An 18,075-nucleotide genomic window follows, 5' to 3' on the forward strand; every position below is an offset into this window, starting at 1 on the left:
TGGTAGAAGAACCAGTGGTAGAAGAACCAGTGGTAGAAGAACCAGTGGTAGAAGAACCAGTGGTAGAAGAACCAGTGGTAGAAGAACCAGTGGTAGAAGAACCAGTGGTAGATAAAAACTCATTAATTGAACAGTATATATTAGAATACACCAATATGGAACGCTCTTCATACGGACTCGATGAGTTAATATTGGATAGTAAATTAAGCCAAATTTCACAAGCCCACAGTGATGATATGGTAGAAAACAATTACTTTTCCCATACAAACTTAGATGGTGAAACCCCTACAGATAGGGCAATTGCTGCTGGCTACAATGTTGTAAAATATCTCGGAGACGGGTATTACTCAACAGGAATTGGCGAAAATATTGCAAAAATGCCTACCGGTAACGTACTTGGAATTGGATACGTTTCAGATGATGCTGAAAGTATTGCAGAAGCGATCGTGGATGCTTGGATGGACAGTCCTGGCCACCGGGCAAATATTCTGAATTCCCAATACACCAACATGGGTATCGGCGTATCTTTTGACGGTACGTATTATGTTGCAACCCAAAATTTCTATTAATCATCTTAATCTATCTTTTTTTATTTTTTTCAACCGAAATTTAAAGCTTTTAGCCAATTATCAATTTTTCTTGAATTTAAAACCCAAAAATATTAATAAAAACGAAGTAATAGCAGATATCATTCAAAATTATCGTACGGGTGAATCTATGAAAGCGGTTATTTTTATTATGGACGGGCTTGGAGATAGGCCTAACAAAGATGGAAACACTCCGTTAAAAGAAGCCAAAACTCCAATAATGGATAAAATGGCTAAGGACGGAATTTGTGGACTTATGAATGCTGTTGATGTTGGAGTTAGGCCCGGAAGTGACACTGCACACCTTGCAATTTTGGGCTACGACCCATACACAACATACACTGGAAGGGGACCATTTGAAGCGTGTGGTGTTGGAGTTACCGTAAAACCAGGAGACATTGCATTTAGGTGCAACTTTTCTTCAGTTGATGAAAACTTCATTGTAACAGATAGGAGAGCTGGAAGAATTGAAAATACATCAGAACTTGAAAAAGAACTTGATGGATTAAAAATTGATGATGTAGAAATTATTTTTAAAGAATCCGGTGGATACAGGGCTGCACTTGTATTAAGGGGCCCTGGTTTAAGTGACAGAATCTCCGATGCAGATCCTAAAAAAGAAGGAAAAAGAGTAAAAGAAATACATCCTCTTGATGATTCAAAAGAAGCTAAAAAAACTGCCGAAATTGTTAACAGATTGTTAAAAATTGCTTATGAAAAATTAGATAAACACCCTGTAAATGAAGAAAGAAGAAAACAAAACTTGCCTGTTGCAAACATGATCGTTCCAAGAGGTGTTGGACAGGTTCCTGAAATCATGCCGTTCACTGAAAAAACCGGACTTAAAGGAGCATGTATTGCAGGAACCGGACTTATCAAAGGAATTGCAAAAATGGTTGGTCTCGATGTTATCGATGTTGAAGGATGTGATGGAACTCCAAATTCTGACCTTATGGCAAAAGCCTGTGCAATTGTAGAAACCCTTAAAAATTACGACTTTATACTCGTAAACGTAAAAGGCGCAGATGAAGCAGGGCATGATGGAAATTACGAACTTAAAAAAGAAATAATCGAAAGAATCGATGAAATGCTCGATTACATTACAAAAAATATTAGCAAGGATGAAGTCTACTTCGTAATTTCGGGAGACCATTCAACCCCGATTGAAGAAATGGACCACTCCGCAGATCCGCTACCAATAGTAATCTGGGGAAAAAGCGTTCGGGTTGACGATGTTGAAAAATTCGATGAGTTCTCCACGCATAAAGGCGGATTGAACTGGATAAAAGGAACAAATATCATGCCCATTTTGATGGACCTAATGAGTATTGCAAAAAAATATGGTGCTTAAATTAAAATCCAAAGTCTATTTTTGGATTAATTTTTCTATTTTTGTTGGTAAGTAAAACAACCCTGCTTTCTGGAGAATCGTCTTCAATTTCAAATATGCTGTTTTCTTCTAAGAGTTTACCCATATCCAAAAGTTCAAACTGCTTTACCATGTCATCAAGATTTAATCGGTTTCTTGAATATCCTACATTCATGTACGATTTTAATTCAATAAAGTTTGAATTTGCTCTTTCGAATAATTCCTTAAATTTCAAAATATTATCATTGATATTTCGAATAACCGTGGTTCTGATGCATGTTCGTTTTTTTGAGTCCAAAATATCCAGAGTATTTAATATGGATTCCCAGTTTTCCTTTGTTCCACCACATATTTTCTGGTAGCTTTCCAGATCGTATGCATCAAGGGAAATATAGAGCTGTGTTGGATTTACCTTTTCGATTACATCTGTTAAAATCCCGTTTGAAACTAAAAATGTGGACATTCCTTTCTTGTGGAATACTTCGATTAATTCATCGATGTACGGATACATTGTAGGTTCCCCTGAAAGAGAGAGTGCAACGTGTTTTGGTTTTGTTGCTTCGAGGTATTTTTCTTCACCAATCCTGTCCAAAATTCCCTTGTAACCAGTTATAATGGTTTTGTGCATGTTTAAAATATCTTCTGCAACGATTTCAGGCTCTTTCCATTCTGGAGATTCAAAAGATTCTAATCCCAAATCTTTTGGAAGAACTCTCCAACAAAAAATACATGATTGCTGACACCATGCAACTGAAGGAGTGCTTTGAACGCACCTGTGAGTGTTTATACCATAAAACTTCGATTTGTAGCATTCTTTTCCTTCTAAAAAAGATTTCCTAACCCAACCGCAGAGTTTTACCCCGCTATGGTCTTTTAACTGGTAGTGTTGTTTTCTCAAAATATTGTGTATTTGTTCTGGAATCATACGTATCACCATTGTATTCAAGCATTGTTTAATTACTTATATCTTTTAAACTATGCGTTTTATATGGCAACATTTAAATATATGATATTTCATTATAACTAGGGTATGATAAGAGTAATAGGTGTAATCGGAAGAAAGGATACTGGAAAAACAAGTTTAATAGCCGATATCCTCAAGAACTTGAATGGCATGTCTGTTGCGACAGTTAAGAATTCACACATGGATTTAGACGTTGATTCCCCAAATACAGATTCATACAAGCTAAAACAGTTTGCAGATACCTCTGTTTTTGTTACAAGTAAGGGCTCTGCATTTTATTATGACAGGATGCATTTAAAAGAAATCCTTGCAAAACTAGACTGCGACCTTGTTATTGTGGAAGGTTTTAAAGAAGATTTGATCGAATTAAATATTCCAAAAATACTTGTAACTGAAGGGGGACGGGGCGCTGAATTGAAAGATAGCCAGACCATAATGGTCATTGATGACTTCAAATATGATATAGATGAAGTTACAGCTCAGGTTCTTGAAAAAGCTATAGTTCCAACGTATAACCTAAACTGCGGTCACTGCGGATACAACTGCAAGGGTTTTGCGAACAAGTTAGCCTCGGGCGAAGTTAACTGGAACAAGTGCGTTATGTCAACAGCATTGAAATTAATAGTTGATGGCAGAACAATCCCGGTAAATCCATTTGTTTCCGACATTATTAAAAATACACTAAAAGGGATTGTAGGAACACTGAAGGGTACGGAAAACCCTGAAACCATTTCAATCAAAATTGAAAAGAAATAACACTCTTATTTTTTGAATAAAGATCCCATACCGTGCATTATGGACTTTTTTCGTATCTCAAAATATTTAAATATTGTAATAAATAAACTATATTACGGTTATTTGGTGATACTATGGCTATGGAAGAATACAAATACGAATATATGGCTGAAGTTTTTAAGGCGTTTGCTGATCCTACTAGATTGATGATTTTAGAGCTTTTAAGTGAAAATGAAAGCATGTGCGTATGTAAAATTATTGATGAATTAAAAAAACCTCAGCCAACAATTTCCCATCACCTGAACATATTAAAGAAGTCTGGAATCATTAAAGCCAGAAAAGAAGGTACATGGAACCACTACTATATTGTAAATCCTAAGGTAAGGGAAATGATATCTATTATGGGCGGAATTGTAGATTAATCATTGTATTAACCGTGATAAATTGGTTTTTGACCATCATAGTTAATTTTATATATCAAATATCACTATTAGTGAATAATTAAAGTGATATTTTGAGACTTGAGGATAAATAAAACATAATTTTCTTTTTTAATTTTGTAATTAAAACATTTTTCATCGATTTATTCAATTTACAGTTTATGCGTTGTGAGAATATGGGAATACAAGAAGATATCAAGAAATTGGAAGACGAATTATTACATACTCAGTATAACAAAGCCACCCAAAAACACGTTGGAATATTAAAAGCAAAACTTGCCAAATTAAGGGATGAACAGCAAAACCCAAAAGGAGCAGGCGGATCGAGTGGACCTTCATATGCAATTAGAAAAACGGGAGATGCAACAGTTGCTTTCGTTGGATTTCCATCAGTTGGTAAGTCGACACTTTTGAATAAACTTACAAATGCAAATTCAGAAGTTGGAGCATATGCATTTACAACACTTACAATTATTCCTGGATTAATGGAACACAAAGGTGCTAAAATTCAGGTACTGGATGCACCAGGAATTATCTCTGGAGCTTCTTTTGGTAGGGGTAGGGGTAGCGAGGTTTTAGCTGCGGTTAGGAACGTAGACCTTGTAATGCTCGTTGTGGATGTATTTTCACCAGAACATATTCCAATCCTTGAAAAAGAGCTTTCGAATGTTGGTATCAGGCTCGACCAGGAAAAACCCGATGTAAAAATTGAGAAACACGATCGTGGTGGGCTTGCAATCAATAAAACTGTTAACTTAACAAAAATGGACGAAGCCACAATAGCTGCAATAGTTGGGGAACACAGAATCCACAATGCGGCTATTCTGATAAGGGAAGATATTAGTGCAGACCAGCTAATCGATGTTGTTTTGGATAGCCGGTCATACATCCCAACACTCGTTATTGTAAACAAGATCGATCTTGCAGATGAAGCAAACTTAAAAAAGACTGAAGCTGCAATTGGAGATAGACCACACGTATTTGTTTCAGGACATAAAGAAATTAACCTTGAAGAATTAAAAGACAAAATCTTTGAAACATTAGGATTTATAAAATTATACTTAAAACCTCAAGGCGGAAAAGCAGACCTTGAAGAACCATTAATTATCTTAAAAAATTCCAGTGTTGAAGATGTTTGTAACAGACTTCACAGGGATTTTGTTAAAAATTTCAGATACGCTCTCGTCTGGGGAGATTCTGCAAAACACCCTGGCCAAAGAGTAGGATTAGACCACATCTTAAAAGATGGAGATATATTGACGATCGTTGTTAAAAGATCACTTTAATGGTAGATAAAATGGATAATAGTGAAGAATATAATAAAATTATTGAAGCTGGAAAAATTGCATCACAAGTTCGGGGGGAAGCTTTAAAATTAGTAAAACCCGGTGCAAAACTCTATGATGTTGCAGAATTTGTAGAAAATCGAATAATAGAACTTGGAGCAGGCGTTGGATTCCCTTGCAATATTTCATTAAACGATATTGCCGCACACTACAGCCCTTCACACGGGGATGAAACCGTCTTTTCCGAAGAAGATGTTGTAAAGTTAGATCTTGGAGCTCATGTTGATGGATTTATTTCAGACACTGCTGTAACTATCGATTTATCAGGAAAATATTCTGACTTGAAAAAAGCTTCAGAAGATGCATTAAATACAGTAATTAAAGAAATTGTTCCAGGAATAAATGTTGGTGAAATGGGCAAAATAATTCAGGAAGTAATTGAAAGTTACGGTTACAGGCCAATTTCAAATCTTTCCGGACACGTTATGCACCAGTATTCACTCCACTCCGGAGTAAGTATTCCAAATGTTTATGAGAATACGAAAGATACTATCGATGTTGGCGACCTCGTTGCAATCGAACCTTTTGCAACAGACGGATTTGGACAAGTTACAGATGGAAAAGACGTATACATTTTTAAATATTTAAGATCAAGACCTGTAAGACTCCCTGCTGCTAGAAACCTATTAAGAAACGTTGAACAAAATCATGCATATTTACCATTTTCAGAAAGAGACATGGCAAAAATTGATGCGCATTATAAAGCCGGCCTAAAAGCTTTGATGATGGCAGGCGTGCTATACGGATACCCGACACTGGTCGAAAGAGAACATGGTATAGTATCCCAAAGTGAACATACCGTCTTAATTACCGAAAATGGTGTTGAAGTCACCACAAAATAATTTAAAATTAAAGGTGGAATTATGATCGTCATTTTAAACAACGGTGGACAGTACGTACACAGGATCCAGAGAAGCTTGAAATATCTTGGAGTACCTGCAAAAATAGTTCCAAATTCGACTACTCTTGAAGAAATTACTGTAAATCCCGAAATAAAAGGAATTATATTAAGCGGCGGACCAGATATTACAAAAGCTACAAACTGCGAAAATATTGCATTAAATTCAGAGATTCCAGTTCTTGGAATCTGCCTTGGCCACCAGTTAATTTCAAAAGCATATGGCGGACATGTTTCAAGGGCAGATTCAGAAGAATATGCAAGCATTAAAATTTATGTAAAAGAAGAAAACGATCTTTTCAAAGGTGTTCCAAGCGAATTTACTGCATGGGCGTCCCACATGGATGAAGTAAAAGTAACTCCGGAATGCTTTGAAATTTTAGCTTATTCCGACATTTGCGGAGTAGAATCAATAAAACATAAAGAAAAATCGCTTTATGGAGTTCAATTCCACCCTGAAGTGTCGCACACTGAATACGGGGATGTACTTTTGAAAAACTTCTGTAAAAAATGCGGATTTGAATTCGAAGAATAACTTAAATAAAAAAAGTTTTATTTTTTTAAAATTATTTATCCATTATTATCGTATTGTCACTCAACAAATTTATCTCTTCTTCACTTAAAACTTCTTCTTTTACGCCATCTCCAATTATTGCGCTGTGTCCAAGTGGATCTTCGATAATTAAAGTTATTTTTTCTTTTCCAAGTTTTACTTGTTCTAACTTTTCAATTAATTCTTCTGCTTTTTTCTTTTCGTCTTCACTTTCCACCCAAGAAATTAAAGTTTTAATCGCACCTTCCATTCGAGTTAAAACTCCTTCAACATTTGAAACGTATGCTTCTGATGCAGGACCTGGGAAAACCTCAAATCCAAATTCCGGTATTGAAATGTGGCCTGATGACCCCCTTATGACCCGCTTATTCAGATCATATTCGTCTTCAACTTTTAAAGTGTATCTTTTGGGCTCTTTTACATCTATAGGGAATATATCGCTTTTTTTATACTTACATGCTTCACAAAAAATAGTGGTTTCAATAACTTTTCCAAAGTAAGGTATTTCGAGTTCCTGAGTTATAATTTTTAAAGAATCCTCTTTTCCACATATTGGACAGTCCATAACATTGCATTGTTTTTCCATGTTTCTCACCTAGATTTACTAGCAAATACAGTTACATGCTTCTAGAATAAAAAAATATTTCTAAAAAAAATCTGTGATAATTTTTGGTAAGTATGCCCCCATTATGTATATATAAGTGAATTTATAATGATTAATCATGATAAATACAAATAAACCATACAAAAATACACAACAATAATATCCAAAATACACGTTTCTAGCATTTTAAACCTGTAAATTTGGAATAAATATAGTATCGATATATCCAAAAATCCAAGTGAAAAATTATATATATATAATCCTACTAGAATAATATTATTCTTAGGAAATAATTTTTAGGTCCAAGAGTGTGTCTAAAAGTGGTAATATGTACGACAAATTAAAAATCATAGAAAGGGCAATTCTGCTCAATCCCGAAAATATAAAAGTTTTTCGTGAAAAGCTCAAGATAACCCAGTCCAAACTTGCTGAAGAAAGTGGGGTCAGTCAATCTCACCTGAGTATGCTTGAAAAAGGAAAACGGGAAATTGGGGAAGCACATGCTGCCGCAATAACTCTTGGAATGCTTAAATGCAGTAATTTTTGGGATAAAGAGAATCCTGTTTTATATTTATTAGACGTACTTTCGCTGACTAAACTTGAAGGTGCTATTGTCGATTTTATCCAGGATTTAACGTCAAAAAACGATATCTTCTGTAAAAGATATATTGAAGGACATCCTGTGTATATAATAGATATAAAATATTTTACTGAAGAAATCAAAAAACGCCTCGGTGTTGTAGATATTAATGAAGTTGATTTTTTCAGGGGCAGAATGAATATCAGAGGATTGCACCTCGATAAAAAAACCGTACTAATCCAATTAGACTGTTCAGATATTCGAAGACTCGAACATAAGGTATCAAATGTATTGAATAACAAGACAATAATTCAGATATTCCCAAAAGAGGAAGTTCCCCCAATATATTCTATAAAAAAAGACTGCATGATTGTACACTGCTGGTGATTTTTCATGGTTTTATTAACTAACTACGCAGTAGCCCTTGTTTCTTCAGTTGTGATTGGAACAATTCTTGGAATGAAACTGTCATTTGATATGGATTCCTTTGAGGGGTCCGTACTATTTCCAACCCCATTTGTAGCACTTGGTTTGACTGCGTTAATCGGCTACTTAATAACCCTAGACTTAGTTTCCAGTGCAATAATCGGAATTTTTGCGAGTGTTTTCTCAAAATTTGCAAACAAAATATTCCCAGGTGTTACTAATGATATTAATTGAAACTGGAAAGATATTGGCTGCGTTTGCAGTTTGCTGGTTAAATTTTGTTATTGTTGATACCTACTTTGGACTTCCAAAAAAACCTGGAGTGCTTGGTGCCAAAGTAATCGGTGAAAAGATAGAAAATGTCGGTGGAAATATCAACGGTGGTTATTTCATGGGAAATATTGTATGTTCCCCTGATGCATCGGCAGGAACATTGATGGCTTCGATATTCTACTACTTAATCGGATTCGAAGGCGGATTAATTGCTGCACTGTTCATATACATCGGAAACAGATTGTGTAATGATACAGGTTATGCAGGAACAATTGGGGCAATTACTGCTACAATATTGATTTACTTACTTAGCGGATTTATAAGCGCTGAATACTTTATTGCAGGAATGGTTCTCGCAATATTCTCAATTCAGGGCGTACATCACGGTGCTGCATCAAGACTTCTCGGCAGTATTGCACGAAAAATGGGGAGGATATAATGGAATCGTCTCTTGTAACATTTGTTATTGGAATTGTAGGGATAATTTCAGTTTTAAAAGTGTTTCTGACAAAAAGCAGAGCATTGAAACTCCCTATACTTTGCTGCATTAACTTCTGCATTGCCGCACTAATTGCACTCTACATAAAAAGTCCGATGGGTGCAATTGCCGCAGTTGTATACTTCATATCATCAACAGTATCCAGTAATGCGATAGCCCATACGCTTGGAGAACTCAACAAAATGGATGAATTTGAGAAGAAAAGGTGATTGTGATGGAAATTCTACCTATCGTTGCTGCAGGGTGCTGTATTCTTGGAGGAATAGGTACCATCATTCATACGCACAATATTAACAAGATCATCATGTTTGCACTTCTTGAAAGCGGACTTATCGGATTAATTGCTTCATTTTACTATCTAGATGTTGCAATTATTTCCTCAGTGTTAGAACCAGTTGCTACACTGATTTTGCTTTTGGGTGTGTTAAAATATGAATTTATAATTAAAAATAAGAAAAAATACAGTACAGAAGTCCCTGTACTTACCAAATAGGTGATAATATGGATTTAGTTACCTTGGCAATGTATGTGGGCTACTTCTTACTCATATTGGGTACAGTCGGTGCAGTTATTGGACCATTAACAAAAGATCCATTTAAAAGATTTTTAAACATCGAAGTTCCCTCAGTTGGCGTTTGTTTAATATTTCTAGCATATAACCAGACTCTTGCACTTATGACCTTCCTCGGGGTAAATGCTATCCTTACACTTGTACTCGTGAGAGCGATCATCAAAAATGAGGAACTGGAGGAATAATATGAAAAAGCTAAATGAAGCCTGGAATTATATTTCAAAACCCAGTGCAGTCTCCAGATTGTTTGCAGGATTTATTTGTATAGTTTTATTCATCGGTATATTCTTACCTACAGAATTTACAAGCGACCAGCTATATCCAAAAGATGCAATACAAAATCAGGTTTTAAAAACCCCTCTTGCACCATACGACAGAGGCGGAATTCCTTTAACCGAATCTGCAGATATAAAATCTCAGTATCCGGAATATCAGAGTATCAGGGGCCAAATTACTGCTTATCTATCCCCTGTTGCTATTGCAATAAGTGAAAATACCATGTACTTTGGTACAACGATCGTTTCAACCCCTGGTGGAATACTGGACGAAATATTATACTATACAAGAGGATTTGACACAGTTTTAGAGTCATTAACCTTGCTCCTCTCGTTCACAATATTTGGATGGCTATTCCTAAATAGGAATCGGGTGAAATAATGGACTATGTAAGTTTATTATTCAGTAGAACCGTTACTGTCGGATTAATAGTTGGAATAATTTCGCTTTATTCTATTTCTCGCCAAAAAACAGATCTTAACATGATTTTGTTAACTGACCTTGTAGAATATGGAATGCTCGTAATTATTGCAGCAATTGGTTCAGACCTTGCAGAAGCACTTATCCTTCCAGGATTGGTTGTAGGTATGGCCGAATTATTGGCAGTTGCAGAAATATTTGTTTCAAGAAATGACTTAAGAAAACAGGGTCAAAAGAAAAAATCAAAACTCTTAGAAGAGTTTACAGTTAAAGAAATTCCAGACATGGACATAAACTTTAGTAAAATGGAAGTGCTATATACAGCTCCAAAATTCTTCGCATTTGTTCTCGTTGTTTACGGTGCAATATTGAGTGGATTTACAGGTGGGGCCGTTATGGCGAGCGGTCTTTTGTTTTACGTGCTGGCAAAAAGAGTACTTGGTCAGAAAATACTTCCAGAAGATTTAAAAGTATCTTGGGAAGGAATTTCAGCATTTTCAGGAATTGCATGGGCAGTTTGGATACTCGGGTTTATTGGATTTTTCTTATTCCCTTCAAAATGGCCATATTTCCTAATTATAGCCGGATTTGGACTTGCAATAAAAGTGGGCTCTAAACTCGGACTAATTGGAGAGTTGTTCGAATAAATTCGACCAAAGGTGATTAATATGCTCGTTGAATATATCGCAGGAAACTTTCACGGAATAATTCCTTTGGGAGATATTGTATTCTACCTAACAGACTTCTCGCTTATAGCATTCATTATAGCAATGCTTTTCACTGCTATAGTATACGTTACAAAACCTGAAAAACAGCTGGAAGCTCAGGTACATGAATTTGGTGACAAATTTAATTACGTGACAGTTGAAGAACTTAAAATAAGGAGATTCATGTCAATTGTCTGTGGTATTGCCACTGCATTTTCAATGCTAACTGGTGACCTCTTCGACTTTGCATTATTCCTTGCAGTAATAGGTATTACAAACATCGGAATTGTTTCAGCAGTTAAAAAAGAATGGGTCTTGAATGCAGCATTCCATTACGGAATTATCGCAATAATTTCGTCACTTCCATTATTTGGTGCTGCTGCACTGATTTTGGGAAAAACAGGAACTCTTTCAATATTTGAACTTGCGAAAAACGGTCATGAATTATTCTATCAAAAACTACTCTACGCAGTTGGAATGATTGGAGAAACTGGTGTTGCACCGTTTTATGCAGCAAAAGCGGAAATGTTCAGGGCTCCAGGGGCACCTTACATTCTGATGATACACCTTTCATCCCTTTTGGTTATCGTAAGAACCGTAGAAATTCTGCTTACAATATCTTAAGGTGAAAAAATGAGTCCAGAAACGAAAAGTGGGTTTATAGCACTTATAATTGGAATCTTGGGATATATCGGAACGCTTTACCTGAATTCCCAGAATGAAATGGTAACGTATTTGCTAACGGCAGTATTTACGCCATTTTTAATTTTTGGTATTGCAATGTTCCTTAATCCAAAATCAAGAAGAGAAAAAATAGGCCAAATTCCGTTCAGAGGGTGGTAATTTGAGCGCAGCAGTTAGTATGTTTAACGGACTTATGTATGCATTTTATGCCTTTTTAGTTGGCGGAATTTTACTTGGTTTGCATAGAAAAATTATGGCTAGGATCCAATGTCGACCAGGACCCCCAATTATCCAGTATTTAATACATACATTCAAATTTTACTTTAAAGAACTAACGTTCCCAATTTCAGCAGGAAATCCATTGTACGTATTTGTAGCTTTAATGGATATTATGGTCTGGATGAGTGCACTATCGATTGCAGTTGTCTTTGAATCGTCATTGTTGATATTAATCGGACTCTACATCATGCAAAAGATTGTTGAACACGGTTGTGGACTGAGTAGCGGATCCCCATATGGAAAAGTTGGTGGTGTTAGAAGTGTTTTCTCAGCTGCTGCAGAAGTTCCGCTCTTTGCTGCTGCTGGAATAGTCTATACTGTAACCGATTCGTTGATGATTGGAGATATTATCAACTATCAGGCCATAAACGGGCCATTATTGTTCCAACTTCCAATATGTGCTTTTGCGGTGTTTGTACTGGTTCTTTCAAAAGCTCCTTTCAGCCCATTTGCGATAGTAAAAGGAAAAGATATCGTAAGCGGATACATTACCGAACACTACGGGCCCCTTGAAGCAATTATCATGATTGGAGATGCGATGGCATGGTTTGTATTACTATGGCTATTTATGGCATTATTTTTGGGTCCTTTGGTCATTGCAAGTCCAGTTTTGACATTGCTTGGAATGTTTGTATTAACAGTTGTTATTTCATTCATCTGCGCTTTGACCCCATTGCTTGCTCCAAATCATTCAGTAATGCTTCAAATTACCATTGCGTCACTTACGCTAATTGATCTGGCTTACAGAATCATCCACTAGGTGTTATCATGAAACAGTACATCCAATTACTTTCAATTGCAGGATTTGTGGTTTTGGGAATGATAGTGCTCATTAACATAATACAATACCCCATAACTCCAATTTTGGGTCTTTTCGTAGTCCTTCTCATAGGAATCTTAGTATTACTTATTCAAAATAAAAAAATAACCCATTTAATAGAAACTACAGAGCATTTAATGATGCTAGCTGTATTAATTGCGTTTATCTACTTAGGATATTTCGCATTTATCGCAGGGTGATTTTATGAACGAAGTTCCATTCATGCTACTTTATTGTGCAATTACATTTGTTGTCGGATCGGCCCTTGGATTGTCTTACAGCTACAAAAAATATGGAAAACCATACGTAGAAAAAACCCTCGACGGTGTTGCACTTATTTTAGCAGTTATTGGAGGGCTTGCATTTACAGTAAATGCACCCATATCGGCACTCTTCCTTGCATTTCCTCTTGGAATGAGGCCGGGATATGGGCATTCTGAATTCTGTCTTGGACTACTAATTGCACTTATTGGCTACATTTTACTAACGATTGGGCTAATCTAGCAAAAAGGTGAAAATATGCTAGAAGAAATTGATAAAAATTACGAAAATTCAAGTTTAGAACAAAAATACAACATAATAAAGGGTAATCGTTATATCATGGAAGAAGCGATTGTTCCAATTTCAAAAGCTCTCAAAATGTCAATGGAAGAAGTTGTCGATGTATTTGTAAAGACTTGTGATGGAGTAGCACTTTATGAATCTCACGCATACGTTGAACAGGCTAAAATGGGATGTCTTGGAAGAAAGGTAGATATTGATTTAGGTTTATGCTGGATAGCGGACTTTTTCGGATTGATATCGAAACAAGATGCCGATTTGATAAGAAAAAGGGTTGTTGAAGATACAATTATTAGAAAAAGGCCATACAAAGAAGCGCTTGAAGAAGGCCGTGCACTTACAGTCAAAATCCTGAAAGGCGAGGAATAGATTAAGTTGGAGATGATCTCGATGATTAAAGATTTTGTAAGAAAACGATCAATTAACGTCTGTCTGGTGAATACCGGCGGTTGCAATGGTTGTGATATCGAAGTAGTATCTTGCCTTGCCCCAAAATATGATATCGAACAGTACGGAATTTATGTACACAACAATCCAAGAGAAGCTGATGTTTTAGTTGTAACGGGCCCTGTAACTGGAGCTTGGGAAAAAAGACTTCTTGAAATTTACGAAAAGACCCCAGAACCGAAAATAGTTATCGCGGTTGGTGCATGCGCACTTAGTGGCGGAATATTTAAAGAAGGGCATATTCACGGGCCTGTTGACAGTGTAATTCCAGTTGATGCAAAACTTCCAGGATGCCCTCCAAGGCCCTCAGAAATAATTTCTGCAGTAGTCGCAATTGCCCCAGATGCACTTGCTGCCAAAGAAAAATTGCTTAATCAAAAATTAAAAGAAGAAAAAAATAAAGCTAAAGTATAATTTGAGATGATAGTATGAATGTAGTACCGATTGGACCCATTCACCCGATATTGAAAGAACCTTTGCGAATAAAACTCCTCGTTGAAGGAGAAAACGTAAAAGGTGCTGAAATAGACATGGGTTACGTTCACAGGGGTATTGAACGGATTATGGAAGGAAAACATTATTTAAAATGCATACACCTTTCAGAAAGAGTTTGTGGAATTTGTTCGTACATTCACACCCAATCCTTTGCGGAATGTATCGAAAATATGTGTAAAATTGAAGTTCCAGATAAAGCAAAATATTTAAGAGTAATTACCTGTGAACTTGAGAGAATTCACAGCCACTTAATTGCAGCAGCAGTTTACAACCTTACAATCGAGCATGAAACTATGGGAATATGGCTGTTAAATGTAAGGGAAACTGCCATGGATTTACTCGAATTAATTACTGGAAACAGAGTAAACATGGGTTTTAACGTTGTTGGTGGAGTGAGACTCGATTTAAACAAAGAAATTTTAGATACAATTCACAAAAAAATTGATGAATTTGAAGAAGATGTGAAAAACATTATTGAAGCATTCGAAACTGGGCCTTTGATTGCAATGAGAAGTAAACATATTGGAAAAATCGGGTACAAGGAAATCATGAAAACACGTGCAGCAGGGCCTGTTGCAAGAGCTTCAGGAATTCCCGAAAGTGACTGGAGAATAAGACATGAAACTTACCAAGCATTGAATTTCAAGCCAGATTGGAGAGATGAAGGCGACAACTACGCAAGAATGATGGTAAGGCATGACGAAGTGCTAACGAGTGTTGAACTTATAAGGCGGGCCCTTGAACAGTATACAGAATGTTCGGGAATCGTCAGAAATAAAGCTGAAATTAGGGCAACTGAAGGAGAATGGTATAATGAAGCCCATAGAGGCGAAGTTTACTATAAAATTGCAATTACTGATGGCGGACTCATAAAAAGAATTATTATTCGAACTCCAACAGTAATGAACCTTGAAGCCTATAAATACATGATAAAAGACTGTCCAACAATTGCAGATGCAGTTGCCACATACACCTCAATAGACCCTTGTGTGTCATGCACAGAACGAACTATCCAATTAAAAGACTTAAATAACGGAAAATTGAGCGACTACAAATTCTAATAAATAAACCTGATTGCAGGTGGTATTCATGTCATCATCTATTTGGTATCTTTACGAGTTCGTAAGAAAAAAATGGTTTATGAGATTTACAAACGCCAAATCTGAAAAGGGAAGTTTTATCCCACCGGAAAGATTTAGAAGAATTCCGGTAATTTTTGATTTGCCTGAAAAATGTATAAGTTGCAGTGCGTGTGCAGAATCCTGCCCATCTGATGCGATTAAAATGGAATATAACGAAGAATTTAAAAAAAATATGCCCGTATTTGATGCAGGTTCCTGTATAAACTGCGGAAACTGTGTTGAATCATGTCCTACAAATGTTTTAGAAATGGGAACCCTTCGAAAAGAAGCTTCTGAACTTTTATGGAATGTTCCAAAACTCGTCAATCTTTTAATTGATGAAGAAATCTGCGTAAGTTGTGGTTCATGTGAAAATGCATGCCCTGTTAATGCAATTTCACACAATAATAATGGACTCTATGAAATAGACGTTAATCTTTGCGTAAGCTGTAAAAACTGTGTTGAAGCCTGTCCCGTCGAAAATGCAATAGTTACTTATGATGAACCAAAACTTTCAGAACAGATTGAAATTGCACAAAACATCAAATTTAATATGGAAAGACTTGGAAGTGACTTTGAAGAAGATAGGGATGTAATTTCAGAAATTCCGAGAATTGTCCCAAGTCTTTGCATTGGTTGTGGAAATTGTGTTGATGTGTGTCCAGGTTCAATCGATCTTGAAAGATTAGAAGTCACATCCTGTGTAAAATCTGGAAAATGCCTTGAAGTATGTCCCACAACTGCAATAAGAATTGGAATTCCTAAAAAAATTACTAAAAGAACTGCTGAATGCTACATTGTCGATGAAGAAAAATGTATCGGATGCAGAATTTGTTACAGAGCATGTAATGTTCCTGAAGCGATATTAATATCTAAAGAAACTAATTTACCATACATTAATCCAGAATACTGTGTAAGATGCGGGCTCTGTCAGAATGCATGCCCTGTTGATGCGATAGATTATCTTAAAACCGAAATATCCGAAAATTTGTATTCTGAAAGAAAAGTAAGAGATGAATTTCAAAATATCTTGCATAACGACCTTGAAGAATTCACCAAAAATTACGTATTATTGAAAGAAGAAATCAAAACTCTCGGAAGGCAGTCAGTTTTAGATGAAAATATTGGTGAAAAGGGGAAGGATGATTGATATGGTATCGGAAATTCTTAAAAAATATTTTGGTGAATTAGATATACAATTCGAACTCGATCGCCAGTACATCAATAATAAAATCGAAATAAATCCTGAAATTTGCATTTTGTGCGATAGATGCCTTGAAATATGTCCTGTAAATGCAATCAGCTCAACTTTTCCAGAAGTTCCGTATATTGATGATAAATGTGTTTACTGCAACACCTGCGTAGAAACTTGCCCTGTTGATGCGATAAAAATTACTAAAACAAGGGTAAAAGTAGAAAATGGAAATTTAATAATTGAAAATCGATTAAAAAGTGAAAATTTAGAATACAATCGACAGAAATGTGTAATGTGTTTAGTTTGTTCCAAAAACTGCCCATTTGGTGCAATATCTGAATCGGATGATAAAATTTCTTTCGATATGGAAAAATGCGTGCTCTGTGGGCATTGTGAAAAAATATGTCCTGCAAAAGCGATTAAACTTGAATAATACCTAAAAAGGTGTTTTAGATGATAACCGTAAAAAAACCAGTCCAGAAAATCATCTCAGATATTTCGGAAAAGCTCGGAATTGATGAAGAATCCGTAAAAAAGAAATTAAAAGATATTATCGTACCGGTTGAAAGGAATTTATACGTAGAAACTAACAAATGCGTTAGATGTGAACTTTGTTACGAAGTATGTCCTGTTCAGGCGATAACCGAACCGAGTGTCAAAAACCCTGCTGAAATAATTCCTGAAAAATGTGTAAAATGTGAAATATGTGCTAAAACCTGCCCGGTTGGTGCAATTAATGTATTGGAAGGTCGTGCAGAATTAAAAAATGATGATGTAATTTACGAATTAAAAGAAATAGATGTAACTCACAGAAAAATAAGACTTAAGAAACACGAACTCGATGAAGAATCCTGCATAAAATGCGGAATTTGCGAAAGATTCTGCCCAACTTCTGCGATAAAAGTTGAAAAAAGGAACAGCATTGATATAAATCTCGATCTCTGCATGGGATGCACTGCTTGTGAAAAAGTATGCCCCAAATCCTCGATAAAAGTTGAAAATGAAATGGGGGAAATACCGGCTGAAAATGTAATATCTTTAAATAATGACACCTGCATTAACTGTATGGTATGCAGTGAAATCTGTCCTGTTGGTGCGATAGTTTACGAGGATGGATCGATGAAACTGGATGATAAAAAGTGCATATTCTGCGGAAAATGTGAGAAAAATTGTCCTGTATCTGCGATAGAGATTAAACCAAAAAATATGTAGTCGGGGAGGGGTA

Annotated in this window: 28 protein-coding genes; 26 read left to right on the forward strand and 2 right to left on the reverse strand. The window is 35.9% G+C overall.

Going from position 1 to position 18,075, the window contains the following annotated elements; genetic code table 11:
• Positions 1–89: 89 nt before the first annotated feature.
• Positions 90–569 (forward strand): CAP domain-containing protein, encoded by a 480-nt coding sequence (locus HNP90_RS01350; RefSeq protein ID WP_309500979.1) that lies wholly within the window; start codon positions 90–92, stop codon positions 567–569.
• 148 nt (positions 570–717) lie between these two features.
• Positions 718–1,938 (forward strand): 2,3-bisphosphoglycerate-independent phosphoglycerate mutase, encoded by a 1,221-nt coding sequence (locus tag HNP90_RS01355; RefSeq protein WP_011977073.1) that lies wholly within the window; start codon positions 718–720, stop codon positions 1,936–1,938.
• Between the two features lies 1 nt (position 1,939).
• Here HNP90_RS01355 and twy1 read toward each other — a convergent pair whose 3' ends face one another.
• Positions 1,940–2,881, reverse strand: a complete 942-nt coding sequence (gene twy1 / locus HNP90_RS01360) for a 4-demethylwyosine synthase TYW1 (RefSeq protein WP_011977074.1) — start codon at positions 2,879–2,881, stop codon at positions 1,940–1,942.
• 105 nt (positions 2,882–2,986) lie between these two features.
• Here twy1 and HNP90_RS01365 point away from each other — a divergent pair, with 105 nt between their 5' ends.
• From HNP90_RS01365 to HNP90_RS01385, 5 genes are all read left to right on the forward strand, one after another.
• Positions 2,987–3,676 (forward strand): molybdopterin-guanine dinucleotide biosynthesis protein MobB, encoded by a 690-nt coding sequence (locus tag HNP90_RS01365; protein WP_011977075.1) that lies wholly within the window; start codon positions 2,987–2,989, stop codon positions 3,674–3,676.
• Between the two features lie 113 nt (positions 3,677–3,789).
• Positions 3,790–4,077 carry an ArsR/SmtB family transcription factor gene (locus HNP90_RS01370; RefSeq protein ID WP_011867913.1) on the forward strand — a complete coding sequence of 96 codons (288 nt, stop codon included), beginning with the start codon at positions 3,790–3,792 and terminating at the stop codon, positions 4,075–4,077.
• A gap of 194 nt (positions 4,078–4,271) precedes the next feature.
• On the forward strand, positions 4,272–5,381 hold the full coding sequence (locus tag HNP90_RS01375; RefSeq protein WP_011977076.1) for an OBG GTPase family GTP-binding protein: 1,110 nt from the start codon (positions 4,272–4,274) through the stop codon (positions 5,379–5,381).
• Positions 5,381–6,283, forward strand: coding sequence for a type II methionyl aminopeptidase (gene map, locus HNP90_RS01380; protein WP_011977077.1), 903 nt, complete (start codon positions 5,381–5,383; stop codon positions 6,281–6,283). The genes HNP90_RS01375 and map overlap by 1 nt, the downstream gene beginning before the upstream one ends.
• Before the next feature lie 21 nt (positions 6,284–6,304).
• Positions 6,305–6,874, forward strand: coding sequence for a GMP synthase subunit A (locus tag HNP90_RS01385; protein WP_011977078.1), 570 nt, complete (start codon positions 6,305–6,307; stop codon positions 6,872–6,874).
• A 31-nt stretch (positions 6,875–6,905) separates the two neighbouring features.
• Here the strand turns inward: HNP90_RS01385 and HNP90_RS01390 are convergent, their stop codons facing one another.
• Entirely contained in the window at positions 6,906–7,478 is a 573-nt protein-coding gene (locus HNP90_RS01390) for a ZPR1 zinc finger domain-containing protein (RefSeq protein ID WP_011977079.1), read from the reverse strand.
• 346 nt (positions 7,479–7,824) lie between these two features.
• Between HNP90_RS01390 and HNP90_RS01395 the strand changes: the two genes are divergently transcribed.
• The 19 genes from HNP90_RS01395 to HNP90_RS01485 are packed head-to-tail and all read left to right on the forward strand — an operon-like array spanning position 7,825 to position 18,062.
• Positions 7,825–8,463 (forward strand): helix-turn-helix domain-containing protein, encoded by a 639-nt coding sequence (locus HNP90_RS01395; RefSeq protein ID WP_048060418.1) that lies wholly within the window; start codon positions 7,825–7,827, stop codon positions 8,461–8,463.
• Between the two features lie 6 nt (positions 8,464–8,469).
• Positions 8,470–8,736, forward strand: coding sequence for an energy-converting NiFe hydrogenase A subunit EhaA (ehaA, locus tag HNP90_RS01400; RefSeq protein ID WP_011977081.1), 267 nt, complete (start codon positions 8,470–8,472; stop codon positions 8,734–8,736).
• A complete protein-coding gene (locus HNP90_RS01405; protein WP_011977082.1) occupies positions 8,723–9,214 on the forward strand; it encodes a hypothetical protein in 492 nt (163 codons plus the stop codon). Before ehaA ends, HNP90_RS01405 begins: the two co-directional genes overlap by 14 nt.
• On the forward strand, positions 9,214–9,483 hold the full coding sequence (locus HNP90_RS01410) for a DUF2109 domain-containing protein (protein WP_011977083.1): 270 nt from the start codon (positions 9,214–9,216) through the stop codon (positions 9,481–9,483). Before HNP90_RS01405 ends, HNP90_RS01410 begins: the two co-directional genes overlap by 1 nt.
• Positions 9,484–9,488: 5 nt before the next feature.
• The gene (locus tag HNP90_RS01415; protein WP_011977084.1) at positions 9,489–9,767 is read left to right on the forward strand and encodes an EhaD family protein; all 279 of its coding nucleotides are present in this window, start codon (positions 9,489–9,491) and stop codon (positions 9,765–9,767) included.
• Between the two features lie 8 nt (positions 9,768–9,775).
• Complete coding sequence (locus HNP90_RS01420) at positions 9,776–10,030, forward strand: EhaE family protein (protein ID WP_011977085.1); 255 nt, start codon at positions 9,776–9,778, stop codon at positions 10,028–10,030.
• 1 nt (position 10,031) lies between these two features.
• A complete protein-coding gene (locus tag HNP90_RS01425) occupies positions 10,032–10,502 on the forward strand; it encodes an EhaF family protein (protein ID WP_011977086.1) in 471 nt (156 codons plus the stop codon).
• Complete coding sequence (locus HNP90_RS01430; RefSeq protein ID WP_011977087.1) at positions 10,502–11,188, forward strand: EhaG family protein; 687 nt, start codon at positions 10,502–10,504, stop codon at positions 11,186–11,188. Before HNP90_RS01425 ends, HNP90_RS01430 begins: the two co-directional genes overlap by 1 nt.
• 21 nt (positions 11,189–11,209) lie before the next feature.
• The gene (locus HNP90_RS01435; protein WP_011977088.1) at positions 11,210–11,872 is read left to right on the forward strand and encodes a proton-conducting transporter transmembrane domain-containing protein; all 663 of its coding nucleotides are present in this window, start codon (positions 11,210–11,212) and stop codon (positions 11,870–11,872) included.
• Between the two features lie 9 nt (positions 11,873–11,881).
• Positions 11,882–12,091: a hypothetical protein gene (locus HNP90_RS01440; RefSeq protein ID WP_011867899.1), complete on the forward strand. Its 210-nt coding sequence runs from the start codon at positions 11,882–11,884 to the stop codon at positions 12,089–12,091.
• Positions 12,092–12,110: 19 nt separating this feature from the next.
• On the forward strand, positions 12,111–12,971 hold the full coding sequence (locus HNP90_RS01445; protein ID WP_011977089.1) for a respiratory chain complex I subunit 1 family protein: 861 nt from the start codon (positions 12,111–12,113) through the stop codon (positions 12,969–12,971).
• 8 nt (positions 12,972–12,979) lie between these two features.
• Positions 12,980–13,231, forward strand: a complete 252-nt coding sequence (locus HNP90_RS01450; RefSeq protein ID WP_011977090.1) for a hypothetical protein — start codon at positions 12,980–12,982, stop codon at positions 13,229–13,231.
• A gap of 4 nt (positions 13,232–13,235) precedes the next feature.
• The gene (locus HNP90_RS01455) at positions 13,236–13,535 is read left to right on the forward strand and encodes a DUF2104 domain-containing protein (RefSeq protein WP_011977091.1); all 300 of its coding nucleotides are present in this window, start codon (positions 13,236–13,238) and stop codon (positions 13,533–13,535) included.
• A gap of 15 nt (positions 13,536–13,550) precedes the next feature.
• Positions 13,551–13,961 carry a DUF1959 domain-containing protein gene (locus HNP90_RS01460; protein ID WP_011977092.1) on the forward strand — a complete coding sequence of 137 codons (411 nt, stop codon included), beginning with the start codon at positions 13,551–13,553 and terminating at the stop codon, positions 13,959–13,961.
• Between the two features lie 21 nt (positions 13,962–13,982).
• Positions 13,983–14,453: an NADH-quinone oxidoreductase subunit B family protein gene (locus tag HNP90_RS01465; RefSeq protein ID WP_011977093.1), complete on the forward strand. Its 471-nt coding sequence runs from the start codon at positions 13,983–13,985 to the stop codon at positions 14,451–14,453.
• A gap of 14 nt (positions 14,454–14,467) precedes the next feature.
• Entirely contained in the window at positions 14,468–15,595 is a 1,128-nt protein-coding gene (locus HNP90_RS01470) for a hydrogenase large subunit (RefSeq protein ID WP_011977094.1), read from the forward strand.
• A 28-nt stretch (positions 15,596–15,623) separates the two neighbouring features.
• Entirely contained in the window at positions 15,624–16,805 is a 1,182-nt protein-coding gene (locus tag HNP90_RS01475; RefSeq protein WP_011977095.1) for a 4Fe-4S binding protein, read from the forward strand.
• Complete coding sequence (locus HNP90_RS01480) at positions 16,798–17,283, forward strand: 4Fe-4S binding protein (RefSeq protein WP_011977096.1); 486 nt, start codon at positions 16,798–16,800, stop codon at positions 17,281–17,283. The genes HNP90_RS01475 and HNP90_RS01480 overlap by 8 nt, the downstream gene beginning before the upstream one ends.
• A 20-nt stretch (positions 17,284–17,303) precedes the next feature.
• Positions 17,304–18,062: a 4Fe-4S binding protein gene (locus HNP90_RS01485; protein ID WP_011977097.1), complete on the forward strand. Its 759-nt coding sequence runs from the start codon at positions 17,304–17,306 to the stop codon at positions 18,060–18,062.
• The last annotated feature ends 13 nt before the right edge of the window (positions 18,063–18,075 follow it).

It is taken from the genome of Methanococcus maripaludis (assembly GCF_013760955.1).
Classification (GTDB): domain Archaea; phylum AGJL01; class Methanococci; order Methanococcales; family Methanococcaceae; genus Methanococcus; species Methanococcus maripaludis_A.

Bases quoted from the DNA above. Each gene is read 5' to 3' on its own strand.
- HNP90_RS01395 (WP_048060418.1), top strand. From the start codon at position 7,825: ATGTACGACAAATTAAAAATCATAGAAAGGGCAATTCTGCTCAATCCC.
- HNP90_RS01420 (WP_011977085.1), top strand. From the start codon at position 9,776: ATGGATTTAGTTACCTTGGCAATGTATGTGGGCTACTTCTTACTCATA.
- HNP90_RS01440 (WP_011867899.1), top strand. From the start codon at position 11,882: ATGAGTCCAGAAACGAAAAGTGGGTTTATAGCACTTATAATTGGAATC.
- HNP90_RS01410 (WP_011977083.1), top strand. From the start codon at position 9,214: ATGGAATCGTCTCTTGTAACATTTGTTATTGGAATTGTAGGGATAATT.
- HNP90_RS01445 (WP_011977089.1), top strand. From the start codon at position 12,111: ATGTTTAACGGACTTATGTATGCATTTTATGCCTTTTTAGTTGGCGGA.
- HNP90_RS01415 (WP_011977084.1), top strand. From the start codon at position 9,489: ATGGAAATTCTACCTATCGTTGCTGCAGGGTGCTGTATTCTTGGAGGA.
- HNP90_RS01475 (WP_011977095.1), top strand. From the start codon at position 15,624: ATGTCATCATCTATTTGGTATCTTTACGAGTTCGTAAGAAAAAAATGG.
- HNP90_RS01385 (WP_011977078.1), top strand. From the start codon at position 6,305: ATGATCGTCATTTTAAACAACGGTGGACAGTACGTACACAGGATCCAG.
- HNP90_RS01455 (WP_011977091.1), top strand. From the start codon at position 13,236: ATGAACGAAGTTCCATTCATGCTACTTTATTGTGCAATTACATTTGTT.
- HNP90_RS01485 (WP_011977097.1), top strand. From the start codon at position 17,304: ATGATAACCGTAAAAAAACCAGTCCAGAAAATCATCTCAGATATTTCG.
- HNP90_RS01370 (WP_011867913.1), top strand. From the start codon at position 3,790: ATGGCTATGGAAGAATACAAATACGAATATATGGCTGAAGTTTTTAAG.
- HNP90_RS01430 (WP_011977087.1), top strand. From the start codon at position 10,502: ATGGACTATGTAAGTTTATTATTCAGTAGAACCGTTACTGTCGGATTA.
- HNP90_RS01450 (WP_011977090.1), top strand. From the start codon at position 12,980: ATGAAACAGTACATCCAATTACTTTCAATTGCAGGATTTGTGGTTTTG.
- HNP90_RS01460 (WP_011977092.1), top strand. From the start codon at position 13,551: ATGCTAGAAGAAATTGATAAAAATTACGAAAATTCAAGTTTAGAACAA.
- map (WP_011977077.1), top strand. From the start codon at position 5,381: ATGGTAGATAAAATGGATAATAGTGAAGAATATAATAAAATTATTGAA.
- HNP90_RS01480 (WP_011977096.1), top strand. From the start codon at position 16,798: ATGATTGATATGGTATCGGAAATTCTTAAAAAATATTTTGGTGAATTA.
- twy1 (WP_011977074.1), bottom strand. From the start codon at position 2,881: ATGATTCCAGAACAAATACACAATATTTTGAGAAAACAACACTACCAG.
- HNP90_RS01435 (WP_011977088.1), top strand. From the start codon at position 11,210: ATGCTCGTTGAATATATCGCAGGAAACTTTCACGGAATAATTCCTTTG.
- HNP90_RS01390 (WP_011977079.1), bottom strand. From the start codon at position 7,478: ATGGAAAAACAATGCAATGTTATGGACTGTCCAATATGTGGAAAAGAG.
- HNP90_RS01470 (WP_011977094.1), top strand. From the start codon at position 14,468: ATGAATGTAGTACCGATTGGACCCATTCACCCGATATTGAAAGAACCT.
- HNP90_RS01465 (WP_011977093.1), top strand. From the start codon at position 13,983: ATGATTAAAGATTTTGTAAGAAAACGATCAATTAACGTCTGTCTGGTG.
- ehaA (WP_011977081.1), top strand. From the start codon at position 8,470: ATGGTTTTATTAACTAACTACGCAGTAGCCCTTGTTTCTTCAGTTGTG.
- HNP90_RS01365 (WP_011977075.1), top strand. From the start codon at position 2,987: ATGATAAGAGTAATAGGTGTAATCGGAAGAAAGGATACTGGAAAAACA.
- HNP90_RS01355 (WP_011977073.1), top strand. From the start codon at position 718: ATGAAAGCGGTTATTTTTATTATGGACGGGCTTGGAGATAGGCCTAAC.
- HNP90_RS01425 (WP_011977086.1), top strand. From the start codon at position 10,032: ATGAAAAAGCTAAATGAAGCCTGGAATTATATTTCAAAACCCAGTGCA.
- HNP90_RS01375 (WP_011977076.1), top strand. From the start codon at position 4,272: ATGGGAATACAAGAAGATATCAAGAAATTGGAAGACGAATTATTACAT.
- HNP90_RS01405 (WP_011977082.1), top strand. From the start codon at position 8,723: ATGATATTAATTGAAACTGGAAAGATATTGGCTGCGTTTGCAGTTTGC.